Raw genomic sequence first — 18,431 nt, forward strand, 5'->3', positions numbered from 1 at the left:
TAGGGTCCGGCCGTGAACGTGAACGGAGAAGTCGCCACCGGGGACCTCATCGTCCTGGTGCTTGGAGCGCTGCTGGCGCTCGGAGTCGTCTACTGGCTGCTGGCCGGCAACGAGGTCGGCCGCCTGAAGGACCAATACCTGCGCAGCGTCCACCTGCCGCGCGCCGAGGCCGAGCAGTCCCTCGCGCGTCACCTGGCCCGCATCCGGGAGCGCCACCCGGGCAAGTCCGAGGCGTGGTACCTGCGCCAGGTGCTCGCCGAGCTGCACCGCGATCGCCGCTGAGAAAAGACGACGGCCCGGAGACCGCGACCCACGCGGTTCCAGGCCTTCTTGGAGGGGACAGCGAAATGGATTAGCGCGTGCCCGAGGCCGCGCAGCGCAGCATCATCGCCTCGAGCTCCATGCGCGTCTGGGCGAGCGACTCGCGGCGCAGATCCTGGCGCAGCGCGTTCGACAGCGAGCGCGACAGGGTGCGGACGATGGCCAGCTCGTCCGAGGACCAGCGGCGCTCGTTCTGGCAGTCGTCCAGCCGCAGGAAGCCCCACCACTGGCCGTTGAGGTTGCCCACGTTGATGGGGCTGAGGAGCACCGACTTCACGCCCTGCGCCTCCAGGTTCACGTGCAGCGGGCCCGGGATGTTGCGCACCAGCTCCCAGACGGGCTGGCCGCGCGAGAGCACCTCCACCCAGCCGGCCATCTGATCCTTCAGCGGGAACGTCTGCAGCAGCGGCGTCATCGGGGCCACGCCCCAGACGTGACGCATCGGCGCCTGCCGGCGGCCCGGCATCGTCGCCAGGGTGTTCTCGTACACCACCGCCCGGTCCACGCCGATGGCCTTGCCCACCATCTCGATGGCCGACAGGACCGCCTTGGACGTGAACCCCTGCTCCACGAGCAGCTTCGAGGCCTCGGTCACCTTCGTGAATGCTTCGAGGGACATCGCATCCTCCGTTCCGAGGGGTCCGGGTGGAAACCCAGAATAATCAGACTCAGTCGCCTTCCTAGCGACTCATGAGTTCATTGAACAGCAAGAAGGGCCGGACTGTCAAGCCTCGCTGGATTTTCCTAGTTCGTCCGCAATTTCATGTTTTCCGGGAGTGAACCTCCCCGCACAGGTCCCCCGTGCACCGGCCCCCATCCGAGGGCCGGCTCGGTTAGCCTCGGGGGCGCCGGTGCCGGCCGGTGGGCCCGGATCTGGAGGTCTCTCGGGATGGATAGCCTGGACACGCGCCTGGAGCGGCTGGAGCGCCGCTGCCGCCGCCTGCAGTCCGTCACGTTCGCCGCGCTCGCGCTCGGGGTGCTGGGGGTGGGGGTGGCCGTGCTGCGCCCGGGCACGCCCGCGGAGGGTGGGGAGCTGGTGGCCTCGCGGTTGACCCTGCGGGACGCGAAGGGCCGCACCCGCGCCACGCTCTCCGCCACGGAAGGGGGCGAGGGCGGCCTGGTGCTGCACGACACCGAGGGCCGGCCCCGGGCCCTGCTGGGCGTGGACTCCAGCGGCTCGCCCCGGCTGCGCTTCGCCACCGCCCAGGGTGCCATGCTCGCGGAGCTCACCGTGTACGCGAACGAGGCCCCGCGCCTGGTGCTCGGCAACAACGGCGGCACCGAGTTCTTCACCGTGGCGATGATGGCGGATGGCTCCTCGCGCCTGGAGCTCGCGGACGGGGACGGGCGCCCGCGGGCCATCCTCGGCGCCGACGAGCACGGCTCGCCCGGGCTGCTGTTGGTGGATCGCCTGGGCCAGCCCCGGGCCACCCTGCGCGTGACGCCCAAGAACGACGCGAGCCTCGTGCTCGAGGGCCACGACGGCGAGGTGTTCCGGGCCCCGTCCTCCGTGCAGTAGGGGCGGGTAGGGCCTCGCGCACTCGCAGGTGCTCGCGCTGGACCGCTGAGTGTCCGGCGCGGCTCAGCGCGGCTGGCGCACGCCCACCTGCCGGCACATGGACAGCACGGGGCACGTGGAGCACTTCGGCGCCGTACCCGTGCACACGTGCTTGCCGAAGGGCACCAGCAGCCGGTTGAGCTCCACCCAGTGCTCGCGGGGAAGCTTTTCCTCCAGCGCGGCCAGTGTCTGCTCGGGCGTGCGCGCCCGCACGTAGCCCCAGCGGTTCGTCACCCGGTGCACGTGGATGTCCACGCTGATGCGCTCCTGCCCGCAGGCGACGCCCAGCGCCAGGTGCGCGCACTTGGGCCCCACGCCCTTGAAGGACTGGAGCACCTGCGCGTCGGCCGGCAGCTCGCCGCCGAGCTCCTCCACCGTCCGCACCGCGAGCGCGTGGAGCGTGCGCGCCTTGGGCTCGTGGAACGTCACCGGGCGGATGAGCGCGTCGATGCGCTCGGGGCCCAGCGCGCGCAGGGCCTCGGGTGTACGGGCCCGCGTGAGCAGCCGCAGCGCCACCGGCAGCGTCACCTCATCGCGCGTGCGGATGGACAGGATGCAGCCCACCAGTTGCTCGAAGAGGCTCGCGTGGCCCCGCTCCGCCAGCTCGAACATGGCGGCGTCCGCGAAACCCCGGATGGACTCGCGCACCCGCGCCAGCACCCTGTCGATCTCGAAGGGTTCCTTGTCCGCGCGGGGAGGCGCTTCCGGGGCCTCGCGGGCCGTCCGTCCGCTCCGGCTCGCCGGAGCCCGGAGACTACTGGGAGCCCGCCTTGGAACTACCCGGGGCATGAACCTTTCTCGCGTCTTCCTTGCCGCCCTTGTTCGGGCCACCGTGCGTGCCGAACTCGCCCGCGTTGCGCTGCTTGGGATACTCCTCGTCGTCCCGGCGCTCGCGGCCCTGGCCCGAGACGTCACCCGAGTCGACCTTCGGGTGCAGCTTCTCCTTGTCATCGGCCTGCACGTTCTTCCTGTCCTGGTCCTGTGCCATTCGGGCACCTCCCTTTCCCGGAGAAGATGGGGATGACCGGGGGGAGTTGGCTCCTGGACTCTGCCGCTCCGAGGGGCGGGCAGGCGGACGGACGGTGGAAGTGCCGCTCGCCATACCTGGGATTGGCGATTCGGTGTCCCGGTGCTCGGCGATGTCTACCTTTATTCCCATGAGCAATGGAGAGCGGGCGTTCGTCCAAGAAGGAGACCGGGTACTCATCCGGCAGCTGGAGGAGCGTTTCCGGTGGTTGACCGAGCTGCTCTACGACACCCGCGTGCCCTCCCACGTCCTGGATGAGGAACTCCTGCCGTACCTGGCCGAGCACGTCCGCTTCACGGACCCCTGGCAGCAGGGCGAGGGCCGAGAGACGTATCGGCGCGGCGCGGCGGGCTTCCACTGCATGTTCTCCTTCGACTTCGACATCTTCCAGCTCAACGTCCAGCTGGAGGAGGGCGGCACCGGGGGCCGCGCCATCGTCGACGGGGTGATGAACCTCAAGCAGTTCAGCTGGCTCTACACCTATCCACTCCGGACCATCCTCGTCTACGACTTCACCCTCGTGAGCTCCGCCGTGTCGGGTGGGGACGTGAAGCCGCTCGTGCATGCCCACGAGGAGATGTGGAGCCTGGGCGACATGATCGCCGCCGTTCCCGGGGTGGGCCGCCTCTACACGAGCGTCTTCCGCAAGGGCTTCAGCCACGGCTTCCTCGCGGCGTCCGCGCTCTGCCGCCGCTTGCGGGGTGCCTCGGCGACCCGGGGTTGAGGTGTCTCAGCTCACAGGTCGAGCGCGAACCAGCGGTCGCAGCCGAAGTGGCCGGTGGCCCCCATGGGGCGCGGCAGCGGCTGGAAGCCCAGGCGGCGGTAGAGCTTCTGCGCCTGCTCCATCCCCGCGAGCGTCTCCAGGTAGCAGATGCGGTAGCCCGCCTCGCGTGCGAAGGCCAGGCACTGGCGCAGCATGCGCTCGCCCGCGCCGCGTCCGCGCGCCTCGGGGAGGAAGTACATCTTCCGCAGCTCGCACACGCCCGGCACGTCTCCGTCCAGCGGCGCGATGCCGCCTCCGCCCACCACCCGGCCCGTCTCGTCCTCCACCACCCAGTAGGCCCGGCCCGGGCGCGAGTAGGCCGCGCTCATGCCATTCACCTCGGGGTCATGGATGGCGAACCCCGGCCCGTCCGCTCCGAACTCCGGCATCACCTCGCGGATGATCGCCGCCACCGCCGCGTCGTCCCGCGGCTCGATGGGGCGCAGCTTCAGTTCCGTGCTCATGGTGGCGGCACGGTTCCACAGCGGCCGCCTCGAGGCCAGTGCTGTCTCGGACGGCGCGCGGGCCCATACGGGGAGTGACACCGGCGCGAGCGCGTGTAGGGGAGGAGACAGGGCCGCATGGCCCGCTGCGTCAGCGTCGCGGTGTGGTGGATTTCCCCGCCGGGGAGCCCCTATACACCCGCCCGGGAAGTCCCTCCCGGAGACATCGCACATGGCCAACAAGGTCAAGGCAGTCCTCATCGGCGGTACCGGTTACGGCGGAGCGGAAATCCTCCGCCGGCTCCTCTTCCACCCGAACGTGGAGGTGGTGCGCATCACCGCGGTGGACAACATCGGCAAGAAGGTGGGCGACGTCCACTTCAACCTCGCCGGGCTCACCGAGCTCACCTTCCAGGAGATGCCCCCCGCCCAGGCCGTGGCCGGCGCGGACGTGGTGTTCCTGGCCATGCCCCACAAGACCACCGCCAAGGTGGTGATGGACATCATCGACTCGGGCGTGCGCATCGTGGACCTGTCGGGCGACTTCCGCCTGCGCGACGCGGCCTCGTACGCGAAGTACTACGGCGTGGACCACCCGGCGCCGCAGATGCTCACCGACGGCACCTTCACCTACGGCATGCCCGAGCTCAACCGCGAGGCCATCCGCAAGGCGCGCTACCTCGCCAGCCCCGGCTGCTTCGCCACCACCATCGCGCTCGGCCTGATGCCGCTGGCGAAGGCGGGCCTGCTCACCGGCCCCATCCACACCGTGGCCGCCACGGGCTCCTCGGGCAGCGGCGCCAATCCGCAGATTACGACGCACCACCCGCTGCGCGCGGCGAACCTGCGCACGTACAAGCCGCTCGAGCACCAGCACATCCCGGAGATCCTCCAGACGCTGCGCCACGCGGGCGGCAAGGAGGACATGTCGCTGGAGTTCGTGCCGGTGTCGGCGCCGCTGCCGCGCGGCATCTTCTCCACCTCGTTCGCCGAGGTGCCCGCCTCCGTCACGCAGGAGCAGCTCACCGCGGCGTGGAAGAGCGCCTACGGCAGTGAGCCCTTCATCCGGGTTGTCGGCGGCGGCCGCCAGCCCGAGGTGGTGGGGGTGTCCGGCAGCAACTACGTGGAGGTGGGCTTCACGCTCGGCCCGGTGACGGGCAACACGCGGCGCGTGGTGTGCTTCTCCGCGCTCGACAACCTGGTGAAGGGTGGCGCGGGCCAGTCCATCCAGAGCTTCAACCTGATGATGGGCTGGGACGAGCGCCTCACCCTCGCCGAGCCGGGGCTGTGGCCGTGAGCGGGCTCTCGGACTTCCGAGGGCGCTGGTTCGTCGTGAAGATTGGCGGCGAGCTGGCCATGGACAGGCCGAAGCTGGCCGCCAGCGTGGGCGCCGCCGTGCGCGCCTTCCTCGACGCGGGTATCCGCGTGGCCGTCATCCACGGCGGCGGGCCCCAGGCCACGGAGCTGCAGAAGAAGCTCGGCCTGCAGCCGAAGATGGTGGCGGGCCGGCGCTACACCGACGAGGCCACCCTCGAGGTGATGAAGATGACGCTCGCGGGCCAGGTGTCCGTGGACGTGGCCTCGGCCTTCCGCATCGCGGGCGTGCCCGCGCTGTGCACCACCGGCATGTCCGCCGGGCTCATCGAGGCGAAGCGCCGGCCGCCGAAGGTCATGAGCGGCGCGGGACCGGATCCGGTGGACCTCGGACTGGTGGGCGACGTCACCGGCGTGAACACCGAGGCCTTTCAGCGGATCGCCGACGCGGGCTTCGTGCCGGTGCTCGGCTCGCTGTCGGGAGATGGCCAGGGCAACGTGTTCAACATCAACGCGGACACGGTGGCCACGCGCGTGGCGGCGAAGCTGGGGGCGGCCAAGCTGTTCCTCGTGTCCAACGTGCCCGGCGTGCTCGCGAACAAGGACGACCCGTCCACGCGCCTGCCCACGCTGACGCCCGCCGAGGCCCGCGCGAAGATCGCCTCCGGCGTCATCCAGGGAGGGATGATTCCCAAGGTGGAGGAGAGCCTGGAGATGCTCGAGGAGGGCATCGAGGCCATCCACATCGTGGGCATCTCGCCCAACGACGCGGTGCTGCGCGAGGCCGAGAAGGCCGGCAGCCACGGCACCGCGTTCCTGCGCGGCTGATAGGCTTCACCCGCCTGTGCCCCGAGTGCGAAGGAAGCACCGGGGCGCGGGCGTGTGCTTCTGGTGGCTACCCCGAGGTGGTGGGGGGCGGGTTCAATTGGCTCAGCAGCTGGTCGATACGTGGCAGCAACTGGTTCCGCTGCTCGGACGTCAGCCGTGAGGTTGCCGCGAGTTGCTTGAGCATGTGCTTCGCGCGTTCGAGCAGCGCCCGAGCGCGCGAACGTTCATCCGGTGTTCCTGGCAGGAGCAGCTCGGCGAACTCCACGCTGGCTTCGATCAAGGTCTTCCGCCACTCGAGATGTTCGGGGTCCTTCGACGTCAGCTCCTCCGCGAGCTTCAGGCTTGTTTCGAGAGCCTTTCGTGCTTCTCCCCATTCTCGCCGGGCCATCAGCACGCGCCCCACGTTGAGCTGGCCAATCGAGACGTCGTACCACCACATGATGTAATCGGGCTCTCTGTTCGCCGCGTCCTCGGAGATAGCCAGGCTTCTCTTGAAGGCATTCAACGCCGCGTCCAGATCCCCCTGGGCGTTCAGGAAATGTCCCAGCTTCTCCAGGCAGATCGAGACATCTCGTAGCCAGTCCACGTTCCCCGGATCCGCCTGTAGCAGCGCATCGAGGATGGACAGACTTTCCTGATAGGTCTTCAGCGCCGTGTCCAGTTCCCCCTGCGCCTTCAGTACGTCTCCCAGGTTCTCCAGGCTCACCGACAAGTCCCGCTGCCTCAATGGGCTTCCGGGCTGCTTGCGTACCAACTCCCTCGCGGTGCTCAGGCTTCGCTCGTAGGCCTTCCGAGCCTCGACCCAGTCTTCCTTGTCCTTCAACACGTCTCCCAGCTTGGTCTGTCCCACCCAAACATCGCGCTGCCGCATGATGTTCTGGGGCTCCTTCGGCGCCAGTTCCTCGGCGATGGCGAGGCTTTGCGCATAGACCTTCCAGGCTTCATCCAAGGCGCCCTGCTGCCGCAGCACATCTCCCAGCCTGTTCAATCCCACGGAGGCGTCCCGCTGGGGAGAGACACCGTCGGGAACCTTGTCTGTCCAGGCGGCGGCGAAATCCACCACGGCTTGGTAGAAGCGAGACGCATCCCTCAAGCTCCCGCGGGAGAAGTACAGATCGCCCAGGCCCAGTCCCAATTTGTATCGGCCATAGGTCCTGAGTCCGTGGGTTGTTCTCCAGAGCTCATCCGCATGGGAGGCCCGCTCTCCCGTGAGCCGTTCCCATTGGGGGTGCGGGTCCTTTCCCAGAACCAACGGGAAATCGCCAGGATGAGCAGGGAAGAGCCGCGCGATTGCTTCGATTAGGAGCCGCTGCACCTGCTCGCGTTCACTCTCCATCATGCTCCAGCGGGTGTAGTCGGCGACGAGCGGGTGGATCCTCACGTCACTCGTACACCCCTGTTCATCACGAACCGGGTCGAGCAGTGACAGGTCCTTCTCCAGTCGCGCCAGGGCTCGGCCGAGCTCTTCCATGTCGACGTCGACGTCGAGGCTCTCTCGTTTCAGCAGGCGCTGAAGGAGCTTCCGGTCGATGGGGACGTTGGGTGCCAGGAACGCCGCCATCCGCAACGAGCGCCACGCCAGCGCATCGACCGGCATGTCCAGGTCGAGTTGCCGCCGGCTCAACTCATAGGTGGCGACGATCGAACGCTCATGGTCCCTGACGGTGTATCCCACCTCCTTCGCCGCCGCTTCGAGCCGATCCGTCAATCCCTTCCGGCTCACCGCGTCCCGATACTCCGCGAAGGAGAGCCCCAGCCGGCGCACATAGGCGCCCGCGAGGGAGAGCGCCAGCGGGTGTCCTCCCAGGATGCGCACGGCGATGTCCCTGGCCACGGGCAGCTCGTCGTGGGTGAGGGTCAGACGCCCCGCCTTGTCGGTCAGGAGCTCCAGCGCCGCGGTGTCCTCAAGTTGCTTGATCTCGAGCCCCTGGGCCCCTGGGAATTCACGCATCCGGGTCGTGATGAGGAGGCTCACGTGCTCGGGCGGAGGGGGCCAGAGGACGACTCCCCGCTGGATCTGCCTGTCGAACCGCGTCATGAGCTCTTCGGGAGCGCGGGCCTGGATGTCATCGAGGACGAGGAGGCGCCGGCCCGGCTTCGGCTCCGCGAGCCATTTCGCGAAACGGAGGGCCGCCTCCTCATCCTGGAGCTCCGACGCATCCGGGAAGAACTGGCGGGCGAGCTGGGCCCAGATGGCTCCGGGGGCGTGCTCCTCGGCCACCACGAAGAAGACTCCACCCGGGTAGTCCTGGCGATGACGCCATGCATACTCGATGGCGAGGCGTGACTTCCCGATGCCTCCACTTCCATGGGCGAAGACCCGTCCCGCCCACACGCCTGTCAGCACGACGCCTCCAGAGCCGCGAAGCGACTTGTGCAGCCGTTCCAGGTCTTCCGCTCGCCCCTTGAAGCCCTCTCCCAGGCTTTCACTCGGCACGCCGATGAAGGGCTCCCCCGCCGTGGGCTTCGCCTCGGGTGGCGTGCCCGCGGGAGCCGGAGGGCTCGCTTCAGGGCTCCCGGGTGCATCGAAGTACCCCTCGGGCCAGATGGGCCAGCGCGTCTGGTCCAACTCGCTCCGGGAGCGCAGGGGGCCGCATTTCTCCCAGACACCCCGGAACCCCGTTTCGAGCGCTCCCGGGCGAGGCCCATGGCGGCAGACAACGTGGTCGAACAGTTCGGGCTCCCCGGTGTTGAACGTGACCTGGTACTGCTCTCCGGCCCGGATGTGCTTGAACTCGCCAGCCCGATACCCAACGCCCCACGGTTGGGAGAGCAGGCGCGAGACCAGGAAGCGGTTGAGGATGGAGGCATCGAGCGTCAAGGGAGACGCCTCGAGCCCGTTGAGCACGGCCTCCGTGTCCGCGCGCAGCCGCTTCTCGAGCGCGCTGTCGACCCCGGCGGGGACCTGGAGCTTCCTGTACCGCTTCTCCAGGAACTCCGACGATCCTTCTCCCCGGGCCCGCCGTGCGAGGGCCTCCTGCTCGATGGACAGCAACTCCTGTTTGACGGTGTCGAGCCCGGGAGCGCTCAGCAACTCCTCGACGAGCTTCTCATGGCGGAAGTCGCTCAGCTTGACCCGGAGGAGGTCCACCAAGCCGCCATCTCCGCAGCCAGAGATGAGATACCGGAGCTTGCCGCCCCGGCGATGCGGTTGGTGCAGCCGGTCATCATCCCAGTACGACAGCCACTCGATTCCCTCGACCTCGCGCTCGAGCCCGAAGCCCACGGCGAGCACCACGGCATCGAACTCGTCCGGGACGTAGGCAGATGCGGTGTTCCACGCGACACGGCGTGGCGTGCCCTTCGCCGGGGGGAGGTCCACGGAGCGGACACCGCAGACGACCCGGAGGCGGGAGCGCTCGGGCAACCGGTCCCACTCCGCGTCGAGCTGACGGGCGACCTCCCCCGCCAGTGCGGCCCTCCAGGAGAGCAATGGCAGACCGGCCTCATCGGACAGGGACTCATCCTCCGGCCAGTCGTAGATGTGGGGATGCAGCCAGCGGGTGTGGTTGCCGCGAAACAGGGGGAGCAGTTGTGCCTGCTTCTCCAACAGCGTCACTGCGCACCCGAGCCGGGCCGCCGCGGCCGCGAGCGTCATTCCCGCGGCCCCACCTCCAATCACGGCCACGTGGCTGTCCTGCCGGATGCGTCCCGTCTCGCGGAGCGCATGGACGAGGTTGAGCGCACGCACCTGCTGCGAGCGCAGGGTCACCCGCCGCTCGAAGCACCCGAGCACGTAGAGCCCGGGCTCCTCGGGCACCTGCATGTGACGAATGACATCCGCGACACCGATGCTGCGCATCCACGCCCTCCTCGGTCCTCGGCAACACAGCTGCCGGGAGCCTCTCCATTCAAGGGGATGATACGCCTACGGACGAAGCACCCCATCTCCGCAAGGGTGGAGACCGGGCAACCCGTCGCGATGGGTAGACCATCCGTCAAATGCGCTCGGGTCTGGATTGTCGTCGTGAGAGCGCCTGGGTATCTTGATTCTGGGAGTCAGGTGCTCGTTGTTCCTCAACCGGTCTATGGGTGACGACCGGCGAACCGGGTAGGACGGTCGGGATTTTCTCTTCGTTTGGGTCTACCGGAACGTGACCTACGAACGAGGGAGCTCTTCAAGGCTCCAAGTCCCGGTTGAATCCCCTGGGAGTCACGACAGGCCCCCCTCCTCCCACGCACGTACCGCGTGGGCCACACGTATCCGGGAGCCGTCATGTCATCGCGTCACCGTCATTGTTACTCGAGCGAGCCTTCGCTCGAATCCGTCCTTCCCAAGCCAGTGGAGCAGCCGTCGGCTGCCGGGTCTCCCGCTGCTTCACGGCGCCTGGCTCGCGGACGCATCCGCCACCTGGGCGGCATGTGGAGGCGCATGCTGCGCGCTTCCTCGCGCTGGTTCGGGCACCCGCGTCCATCGCGGAGCCGGAAGTAGCGCACCCTCGGCATACACGGGCCCTCCACTTCGTTGGAGGGTCCGCTGTCCTCATCACCCCTTACGGGAGAACCGAAGATGTCCCGTACCCACGAGACGTCTGTCCCGGCCGAGGCCGCGCGCGAGCCGCGTGTGGCCGTCCTCATCGCCACCCATGGACGCCCGGAATTGCTCGCCACCCGGAGTCTGCGCTCGGTCGCGGCGCAGTCGCGGCGGCCGGACCTGGTCGTGCTCGTGGACGACTCGGCTCCCGGGCAGCGTCCGACGAACCGTGAGCTCGTACACCACTTCGCGGCGGACCTTCCGGGGACTCGGGTGGAGTACCTGGAGAACACCCGCACGCCGGGCCCCGCGGGAGCCTGGAACACGGGGCTGCTGCGGCTCTTCTTCCTGGAGGACCCGCGGGCGCTCTTCGTCGCCGTGCTGGATGATGACGATGCCTGGGCTCCAGATCACCTGGAGCACTGCCTCGGAGCGGCCGGGCAGCGTGGTCTCGACATGGTGGTCGCGGGCCTCATCCGCCACGACGAGGCGACCTCCGAGGGCAGACCCCAGTCCATCCCCGAACGGCTGCTCGCGGACGACTTCCTCGTCGGCAATCCCCACGTGCAGGGCTCCAACCTCTTCGTGCGCCTGCGCACGCTGCTGGAGGCGGGCCTGTTTGACGAGGCTCTCCCCAGCACGACCGACAGGGACCTGTGCATCCGTCTGGCCGACCTCGGGGACGTGCGTTTCGGAGCCATCGCCCGGCATACCGTCCATCACTACGCCGAGCCGGGGCGGGAGCGGGTGTCCTCACCTCGCTCTCCTGCGAAGCTGGCGGGCCTGGAGGGCTTCTGGCGCAAGTACGGCAGCAGGATGGCTCCCGAGCAGCGGCAGGCCTTTTTCAAGCGGGGCCGGGAGTTCTTCGGCTGGGAGCCCGCTCCCATGCAAGTGGAGCCATCCGTCTCGGAAGGAGCTGAACGCCTGGGAGAAGGCACCCCCGAGCCAACCCGTGCTCCTCCGCCGGAATTGGCCTTCGTCGTCGGCATCATCGCCGATGCGGGTGCTACCGCGCGTGTCCTCCCGCTGCTGAAGGACCTTCTCGCGTTCTCCCATGAGCCGGAGGTGGCGGGCCTCGATGTGGTGCTCCTGGAGAACGGACCGCGCCCGAAGGACGCCCACCCACTGGAGGAACTCACCTGGAGCATGCGGCGCGAAGGGCTCCGCTGCTGGCTGGTGGACCTCGAGCAACAACGGCGCGATGCCGAACGGGGCATCTTCGGTTTCCCCTTCGAGCGCGGTGAGGGGCGCGCGGAGATCGCCACTGCCCGCACGCTGCTCCAGCGCTACCTCTACTCGTTCGCGCATCAGAGGATCCGGGCCGTGGTGTGGATCCTCGATGATGACAAACGGCTCGAGGCCCTGGTTGGCCGGAGCGACGGCCAGCTCGAATCCGCCCGCCTCCCGTTGGTGCCACGGCTGCACCGCTTGCGTGAGCTGGGCGCTCACGTGGTACTGGGGGAGGACACTGGTGCTCCGCCCCTGCCAGCCGCGAGCACGCTCCGAGGGCAACTCGTCGACCTGCATTCCAACCTGCGGTGGATGAGCCGGCTCGAGCCCCACGCGCCCCTGCCAGATCGCTCCGCAGAGAACGCCCGGACGAGGCGCCACTTCCACGACTACTATTATGACCTCTCCCGCGAGGGCGGAGCCGCGGAGACGCCCTTCTGGCTGGTTCCGGAGCGCACCGGCGAGACGGTGATGGAGGCCCTGCGGCGGCTCGCCTCCCGGTTGCCGCTGCTCCTGTCGGGGGAACCGCTCTTCCGTCCCCTGGTGCATGACCTGGACGAAGATCCCGTGCTCAACGCCACGCCCTCCGTACGCCGCGGCGGCAGCACCTTCGTCTTCGATATCGAGGCGCTACGGGATGCCCCGAATGTCGCGCCCACGGTGAATGGCCGCGCCACGCGCCGGTCCGACATGCTCTGGGCGCTCCTCAACGTACACACGGCGGGGCGCCGCATCCTTCGCGCCTCCCTGCCGGTCCGGCACGATCGGAGCGATCTCTCCGCGCGTGGGCTCGACCTGGAAGGCTTCGCCAGCGATCTGCGTGGAGGGGCTCTCTACTGCGCCCTCGAGGAGCTCCTCCAGTCCAGGTGCGAGGGGGGTGGGCTTCGGGACGTTCCGTGCTTCTCCGAGGTGGAGCTCGAACGAGCCGTGAACGCTTTCACCAGACACCTCCAGGCCCGCACCGTCGCGGCCATGGCGGGCTTCGAGCGCATCCGGGGCGTTCTTCGCGGCCTCCGGGCCCTGCTCGTTTCCGAGCCATCCTCCTCGGCGTGCTGGCACTCGGAGCCAGGCGGGCGTGAGGTCGTGCGCGCGATCCATTCCATTCTCGACACGCTCGAGGTGGCGATTCATCCGGACCGTCTGGAGGCACTGCGGCGGGAATTGCTGGGCACCGACCTCACCGCCATCCGTGCCTTCTTCGCGGGGCTGAGCGCCGTCACCGAGGCCTACCGTAGCGCCTGCGCGCGCTCCGATGGGATGGAAACCTGGCTCGAGGAGCAGTCGGTGCAGAACGCGCGGACCCAACTCGAGCGGCTCTGTGCGCTTCCGAAGGATGCGCACCTGCTGGGCTGGGGATACGAGGGGGTTGTCTTCACCGCGGGAAACAGGGTCTACAAGTACTTCGCTTATTGGAAGAGCCGCGCCTCCCACGAGAAACGGCTCTTCCTTCGCGGCCTGGTCGGGCGCTGGAGGGGGACTCGCGTTCTCTACCCGCTCCTACGCCTCCACGAGGAGGGGGTGCATGCCGCGCTCGTGTACCCGTATGAGCCGAGCACTCCCTACGAAGGAGGACATGCGGAGGGTTTCGTCCGGCTGCTCCAGGAGTGCCGCCAGCAGGGAATCGTCTTCCGCAACATCACCCCCTCCAACCTACGCGTCACGGCGGAGGGACTGCGGCTCATTGACTACGGCTCGGATCTGGAACCCTTCAGTGAGGAAGAATTCCAGAGGATGTGCCGGCGGGCCTGGCTCACCTGGCGCTGGCACCACCGGGCGGACCTCAAGGAACTCCTCCGCCGTTCGGTTCAGGACGCGGACATGCCTGAGTTGTGTGGGATGGAGCGGCTCGTCCAGGCTGTGAACGCACCTCCAGCACTCCAGCAACTCGACCAGTTACTCGAAGCGGAGGTCCTGCGCCTCGGAGCGGGAAGGGTGCTCGATTACGGGTGTGGCAAGGGCAGACTGGCTGCGCGGCTGGCCGCCCGGGGACTGGAGGTGTTCGGCTACGATCCGGATGCTGGGCTTGCCTCGAGTTGGGAGCGGTGGCGCGGAAGCGAGCGGCTCGAATTCACCACCACTCCCGCACGGCTCGGTACCGAGCCCCCTTTCCCGGTGGTGCTCTGCTCCCTGGTCCTGTGCACGCTGGAGGAGGGTCCGGCCTACCATGAGGTCCTCCGGCACCTGAGGACGCTCGTGCACGACAGCAGCGGGTGTGTACTCCTCGCGGTGTGCAATCCCTTCTTCGTGCTCGGGGGGAACACCCCCTTCCAGGAGCGGCACGCGCCGGCTGGCGTGACGCTCGAGGACACCTTCTCCTGGGAAAAGGTCGTGACCGGCTCCTGCGAGCGGCGCCGGGACGTGCACCGTCCGCTGGAGCGGCTACGGAGAGACCTGCTCCGAGCCGGGCTGGCCCTCGAGGCACTCTCCCAGACGGAGACTGTCGACCTCTCCCGGTTGGAACCCTCGTCCGACTTCCTCGTTCTCCGGCTGCGTCCCCTGCCTCTTGGCGGCCCGCGCGTCTCGCTGATGGTGAAGACCTGCGTGATGGAGTGGGCCACCCTCGAACACCAGGTCCGGCACCTGGTGGGACAACTCGAAGGTCCCCGGGTCTTCTGCGAGCGCCTCCTGGTGGTCGACTCCCGCGCGAATGGATTCTCGCGCCCGTATGCCCCCGCGGATGCCAGTGCGCATGAAGTGGCCGTGGAGCGGTTGTTGCACGAGGGCTGGGTGGACCGCGTCGTCCGAGGCCCCACGACTCACGAGGAGGTGAGGGCGCTGAACGAGCGCTGGTTCGGCGTTTCCGCCCCCGCGACCCACGCGTCGAATGGCTCTCAGGTTGCCTCCACGCTGGCCGGCTTCGAGGCGTGCACGGGTGAGTATGTGCTCCAGGTCGATTCCGATGTTCTCGTCTGCCGGCGTGATCGCGGGTGGGATTACCTGGGTGAACCGTTGGCGCTCTTCGGGCAGGACCCGCACGCCCTCACTGTCGCCCTCAACATCTGTCAGGAGGATGCGCACCCCTTTACCTCGTCCCAGCAGGGCATGCCCTGGCGCGTGGAGGTGCGGGCCGCCCTGTTCCACCGGGACAGGTTCCTGGCCGTCCGCCCGCTGCCCAATGAGGTTTCAGAAGGAGCGCTCGTCCACTCCTGGTACCGCGCGGCGGATCAACGGCTTCTCCGTGGCCCCTGGCGTTCCTACCGGGGTGGAAGCACGAGCACCTTTTTCATCCACCCGCCCAATGCGTGCAAGCGAGACATGGGCGTGTGGATGGCACTTCTCGACCGTGTAGAGGACGGTTGGGTTCCCGAGGCGCAGCGAGGAGCGGTCGACCTCGTGGGGCCTGTCGAGGCGTGGCTGGGACCGCACCGGGGGGAGCGTTTCGTCTTCCTCATCCAGGGGCGCAACGTCCCTCCCGGCCGCCTCCTCCGCTGTCTCGATTCCCTGCTGAGCCAGCGGCATCGCGACTGGGGCGCAATCGTCGTCGATGACGGCTCCTCGCCTGCGCATGCCGCGTTCCTGGCTCAGGTGCTCGAGGACCACCGGGATCGTTTCACCTTGCTCCGCCCGCGCCTGCGACGCGGCAAACTGGCCAACTTCGTATGGGCCGTGCGGCATGTGGTGTCCCATCCGGAGTCCATCATCGTCACGCTCGATGCGGATGATGCACTGCTCGGTACCTCGGTGTTGGAGCGGCTCGCGCGCGAGTACGACCGGGGAGCGGATGCAACGGTTGGCTCGATGCTGCGCACCGACAAGCATGTGCACTACCCGGCCGTCCTCGAGGACCCTCGCTCCTGCCGGGGAGGCAATGTGTGGCAGCACCTGCGTACATTCAAGAAGAGGCTCTTCGATGCCGTGCCGGATGACTACCTCCGAATGGACGGGAGCTATGTGGCGGTGGCCAACGACTGGGCCGTCATGCTGCCGATCATCGAGTTGGCGGAGCACCCCGTGTACATCCCCGAGCCGTTGTACCTCCACGAGCCCTCTGGGGTGGGCAAGGGTCCGCAGAGGGAGAGGCGGGAGCGGATCATCGCCGGACTGATGGCTAGACCTCGTCTCGGGAGGACAGGCCCGTGAGCACGCGCAAGCCCTTGGTGGCGGTGATTGGAGATGCCGTCGTGGCACCCGGTTCGAGGAAGGAGCAGCTCGCGGAGCAGTTGGGAGGGCTGTTGGTGACGGCCGGGTACCGGGTCCTCACGGGGGGCCTTGGAGGGGTCATGGAGGCCGCGTGCCGGGGTGCACGTGGCGCCGAGTCCTTCCAGCCCGGTGACACCGTCGGCCTGCTTCCGGGCTTTGATCCGGACGAGGCCAACCCCTATGTCGACGTGGTGCTCCCGACCGGTCTGGACCATATGAGGAATGCTCTGGTTTCGACCGCGGATGCGGTGGTGGCCATTGGAGGTGGCGCCGGTACGATGGCGGAGCTAGCCCACGCCTGGCTTCTCAAGCGACTCATTGTCGGCTTCCGTGTCGAGGGATGGAGCGGCCGGGTCGCGGACACGCGGCTCGACGACCGTATCCGGCACCGCGACGTGCCGGATGACCGCGTCTACGGTGTCGACTCGCCCCAGGATGCGCTCGCATTGCTCGGAGACCTGCTCCCTCGCTACACCGGACGGCATCGCGGCATCCGACGAAGGAGCTGAGCCATCATCCGCCAGCTGAGGGGCTCACGCGGGCGTGCCCGTCACGGCGCGTCGCAGGCGCTCAGGGCCTGCTTGAGCTCGTCGGGATCCACCTCCACCTCCTTCAGCGCTTGCAGCCGCTTCGCCTGCTTCTGGGCCTCGGGGCATTGGCCCTCGGCCGCCAGCCATTGGATGGCCGGCACGCGCATCCCGACGTCCTCCTGCATCGCCTTCTTCAGCCACTCCTCGCGCCAGGGGCCTCCGCAGGCCGCGAGGCGGGGATGCATGGCGCAGATGCGGAAGCGGGCCCGGGTGGACTCCCATTCATAGCCATCCTCACGGGTCTCCAGCTTCGCGAAGAGCGCCAGGGCCTCCTCGTAGTGCCCCATGTCCTGCAAGGCCTCGGCGTACTCGTAGGTGCGCTCGGGAGAGTCCTGGCGCTTCGACCACGCTTCCCGGCGGCTCTTCAGCTCGACGGGCTCGGACAGTCGCACGGTCTTCAGCACGGTCTCGTAGAACGACTGGCGGGGCGGCGCCACCCCGGCCTTCTCCGAGTACCAGCCGATCCGGTAGATGCGCGTTCCCTCCACGCGGGCCTGCTCGAAGACGCTGCGGCCCTGACCGGTGAACGTCCAGGCCTTCCAGCCCTCCTGAAGGGCGGGGACCTCGGTGCGGGTGACGGGGCCTCGCAGTCGCCGCTCCCAATCCTGCTGCAGCAGCTCGGGATCCAACTGGTCCGGCTGCCGGAGCAGGTGCGAGGCCGTGTAGATGCCGCTGCCGGAGACAGGACCTGGCTGCCACGCATCGAGCCCCACGAACGTGCCCGGGTGGTTGGCCATGCGCCAGCAGATGGACAGCTCCAGCCCCTCCTTGGGCTCTCCGGCGCTCCGCTCGAGCGAGCACAGGCGCGTTGGCGAGGAGGCCAGCCACCACGACAGTCCCGCCGGGAGCGTCAGGAGGACGAGGCCGACGCCCAACATGCGCAGCCGCGTAAGGGCCCGTCCCGTGCGAGGCGCCAGCGTCGCCGCGGGAGTCCACAGCGACACGGCCAGGCCTCCGAGATAGCCGCCCAGGTGGCCCAGCACCGAGACCTTCTGGGCCGAGAAGCCAGACACCAGGAAGAAGGCGAACAGGATGTACGAACGCCAGCCGTAGGCGCTGCGCTGCCCGCGCGGGATGGCGTCCCCCAGGCGCAGCCCCAGACCCAGCTGGGCGCCCCAGGCGCCGTAGGCCAGGATGGACGAGCCCACGACCGGCAGATCCGAGAAGGGCACGATGAGCAGCGCCGCCCCGAGGCTCGCCCCGAGCAGCACCAGCAGCAGGCCCGCCATGCCCAGCACCCGCTCCACCCGGAAGCAGCTGTAGGCCAGGAGGGGCAGGTTGGTCATCAGGTGCAAGGCATTGCCGTGGAGCCAGGGCGCCGTCCATGCACTCCACCAGGCGCCCTCGAGAAGGGTCGGCTCGAACCCGACAGCGCCCACCCGTCCGGGCTCCATCCCTTGCAGGCCGAACCAGAGCTGAAGGCCGAAGGCCGCGAGCATCAGCACGCTCACCAGCGCGCTGGCCCACGGGATGTGCTTCCCCGACAGCCGCGCCGCCGCCCGGGCCGCGGGCGCATCCACGGCGCTGGCCAGCGCGGGGATCGTCTCGATGCGGGCGAACCCTGTCCCCGTCCAGGGGGCGTAGCGGACCTCGGCCGAGCTGAGCACCCGTCCCCGCCGGATTTCCTCCTCCAGCTCCGACGGATGCAGGGCCGTCTGCTCGTCATCGCCTCTCAGTTCGATCTGTTGCATGTTCCCCCTCGCCGAGCCCCGCGTGCCTTCGCACGGCTCGAGCTTTCCGCAT

At 68.6% G+C, this 18,431-nt stretch carries 13 protein-coding genes; 7 read left to right on the forward strand and 6 right to left on the reverse strand.

Annotated features, from left to right (window positions below; genetic code table 11):
* The first annotated feature begins 12 nt into the window (after positions 1 to 12).
* Positions 13 to 282, forward strand: a complete 270-nt coding sequence (locus ACJ8AN_RS36475) for a hypothetical protein (protein WP_407760203.1) — start codon at positions 13 to 15, stop codon at positions 280 to 282.
* 70 nt (positions 283 to 352) lie between these two features.
* Here ACJ8AN_RS36475 and ACJ8AN_RS36480 read toward each other — a convergent pair whose 3' ends face one another.
* Positions 353 to 940, reverse strand: a complete 588-nt coding sequence (locus ACJ8AN_RS36480; RefSeq protein ID WP_407760204.1) for a GAF domain-containing protein — start codon at positions 938 to 940, stop codon at positions 353 to 355.
* Between the two features lie 270 nt (positions 941 to 1,210).
* Between ACJ8AN_RS36480 and ACJ8AN_RS36485 the strand changes: the two genes are divergently transcribed.
* Positions 1,211 to 1,840 carry a hypothetical protein gene (locus tag ACJ8AN_RS36485; RefSeq protein ID WP_407760205.1) on the forward strand — a complete coding sequence of 210 codons (630 nt, stop codon included), beginning with the start codon at positions 1,211 to 1,213 and terminating at the stop codon, positions 1,838 to 1,840.
* Positions 1,841 to 1,903: 63 nt separating this feature from the next.
* Here the strand turns inward: ACJ8AN_RS36485 and nth are convergent, their stop codons facing one another.
* Both nth and ACJ8AN_RS36495 read right to left on the reverse strand, forming a co-directional pair.
* Entirely contained in the window at positions 1,904 to 2,539 is a 636-nt protein-coding gene (nth, locus tag ACJ8AN_RS36490; RefSeq protein WP_407760206.1) for an endonuclease III domain-containing protein, read from the reverse strand.
* Between the two features lie 94 nt (positions 2,540 to 2,633).
* Positions 2,634 to 2,867: a hypothetical protein gene (locus tag ACJ8AN_RS36495; RefSeq protein ID WP_407760207.1), complete on the reverse strand. Its 234-nt coding sequence runs from the start codon at positions 2,865 to 2,867 to the stop codon at positions 2,634 to 2,636.
* Positions 2,868 to 3,036: 169 nt separating this feature from the next.
* On the opposite strand from ACJ8AN_RS36495, the gene ACJ8AN_RS36500 reads away from it, so the two are divergent.
* Positions 3,037 to 3,630 carry a hypothetical protein gene (locus ACJ8AN_RS36500; RefSeq protein WP_407760208.1) on the forward strand — a complete coding sequence of 198 codons (594 nt, stop codon included), beginning with the start codon at positions 3,037 to 3,039 and terminating at the stop codon, positions 3,628 to 3,630.
* 11 nt (positions 3,631 to 3,641) lie between these two features.
* Here the strand turns inward: ACJ8AN_RS36500 and ACJ8AN_RS36505 are convergent, their stop codons facing one another.
* The gene (locus ACJ8AN_RS36505) at positions 3,642 to 4,133 is read right to left on the reverse strand and encodes a GNAT family N-acetyltransferase (RefSeq protein ID WP_407760209.1); all 492 of its coding nucleotides are present in this window, start codon (positions 4,131 to 4,133) and stop codon (positions 3,642 to 3,644) included.
* A 211-nt stretch (positions 4,134 to 4,344) separates the two neighbouring features.
* On the opposite strand from ACJ8AN_RS36505, the gene argC reads away from it, so the two are divergent.
* Positions 4,345 to 5,409 carry an N-acetyl-gamma-glutamyl-phosphate reductase gene (argC, locus tag ACJ8AN_RS36510; RefSeq protein WP_407760210.1) on the forward strand — a complete coding sequence of 355 codons (1,065 nt, stop codon included), beginning with the start codon at positions 4,345 to 4,347 and terminating at the stop codon, positions 5,407 to 5,409.
* Positions 5,406 to 6,254, forward strand: a complete 849-nt coding sequence (gene argB, locus ACJ8AN_RS36515; protein WP_407760211.1) for an acetylglutamate kinase — start codon at positions 5,406 to 5,408, stop codon at positions 6,252 to 6,254. Before argC ends, argB begins: the two co-directional genes overlap by 4 nt.
* A gap of 67 nt (positions 6,255 to 6,321) precedes the next feature.
* On the opposite strand, the gene ACJ8AN_RS36520 is transcribed toward argB, so the two are convergent.
* Positions 6,322 to 10,056, reverse strand: a complete 3,735-nt coding sequence (locus tag ACJ8AN_RS36520) for an FAD-dependent oxidoreductase (RefSeq protein WP_407760212.1) — start codon at positions 10,054 to 10,056, stop codon at positions 6,322 to 6,324.
* A gap of 708 nt (positions 10,057 to 10,764) precedes the next feature.
* Here ACJ8AN_RS36520 and ACJ8AN_RS36525 point away from each other — a divergent pair.
* On the forward strand, positions 10,765 to 16,038 hold the full coding sequence (locus ACJ8AN_RS36525) for a glycosyltransferase (RefSeq protein WP_407760213.1): 5,274 nt from the start codon (positions 10,765 to 10,767) through the stop codon (positions 16,036 to 16,038).
* Positions 16,035 to 16,607 (forward strand): hypothetical protein, encoded by a 573-nt coding sequence (locus ACJ8AN_RS36530; protein ID WP_407760214.1) that lies wholly within the window; start codon positions 16,035 to 16,037, stop codon positions 16,605 to 16,607. Before ACJ8AN_RS36525 ends, ACJ8AN_RS36530 begins: the two co-directional genes overlap by 4 nt.
* Before the next feature lie 41 nt (positions 16,608 to 16,648).
* Here ACJ8AN_RS36530 and ACJ8AN_RS36535 read toward each other — a convergent pair whose 3' ends face one another.
* A complete protein-coding gene (locus tag ACJ8AN_RS36535) occupies positions 16,649 to 18,379 on the reverse strand; it encodes a rhomboid family intramembrane serine protease (protein WP_407760215.1) in 1,731 nt (576 codons plus the stop codon).
* Positions 18,380 to 18,431: the final 52 nt, after the last annotated feature.

Source organism: Archangium sp. (assembly GCF_045802675.1).
GTDB lineage: Bacteria > Myxococcota > Myxococcia > Myxococcales > Myxococcaceae > Archangium.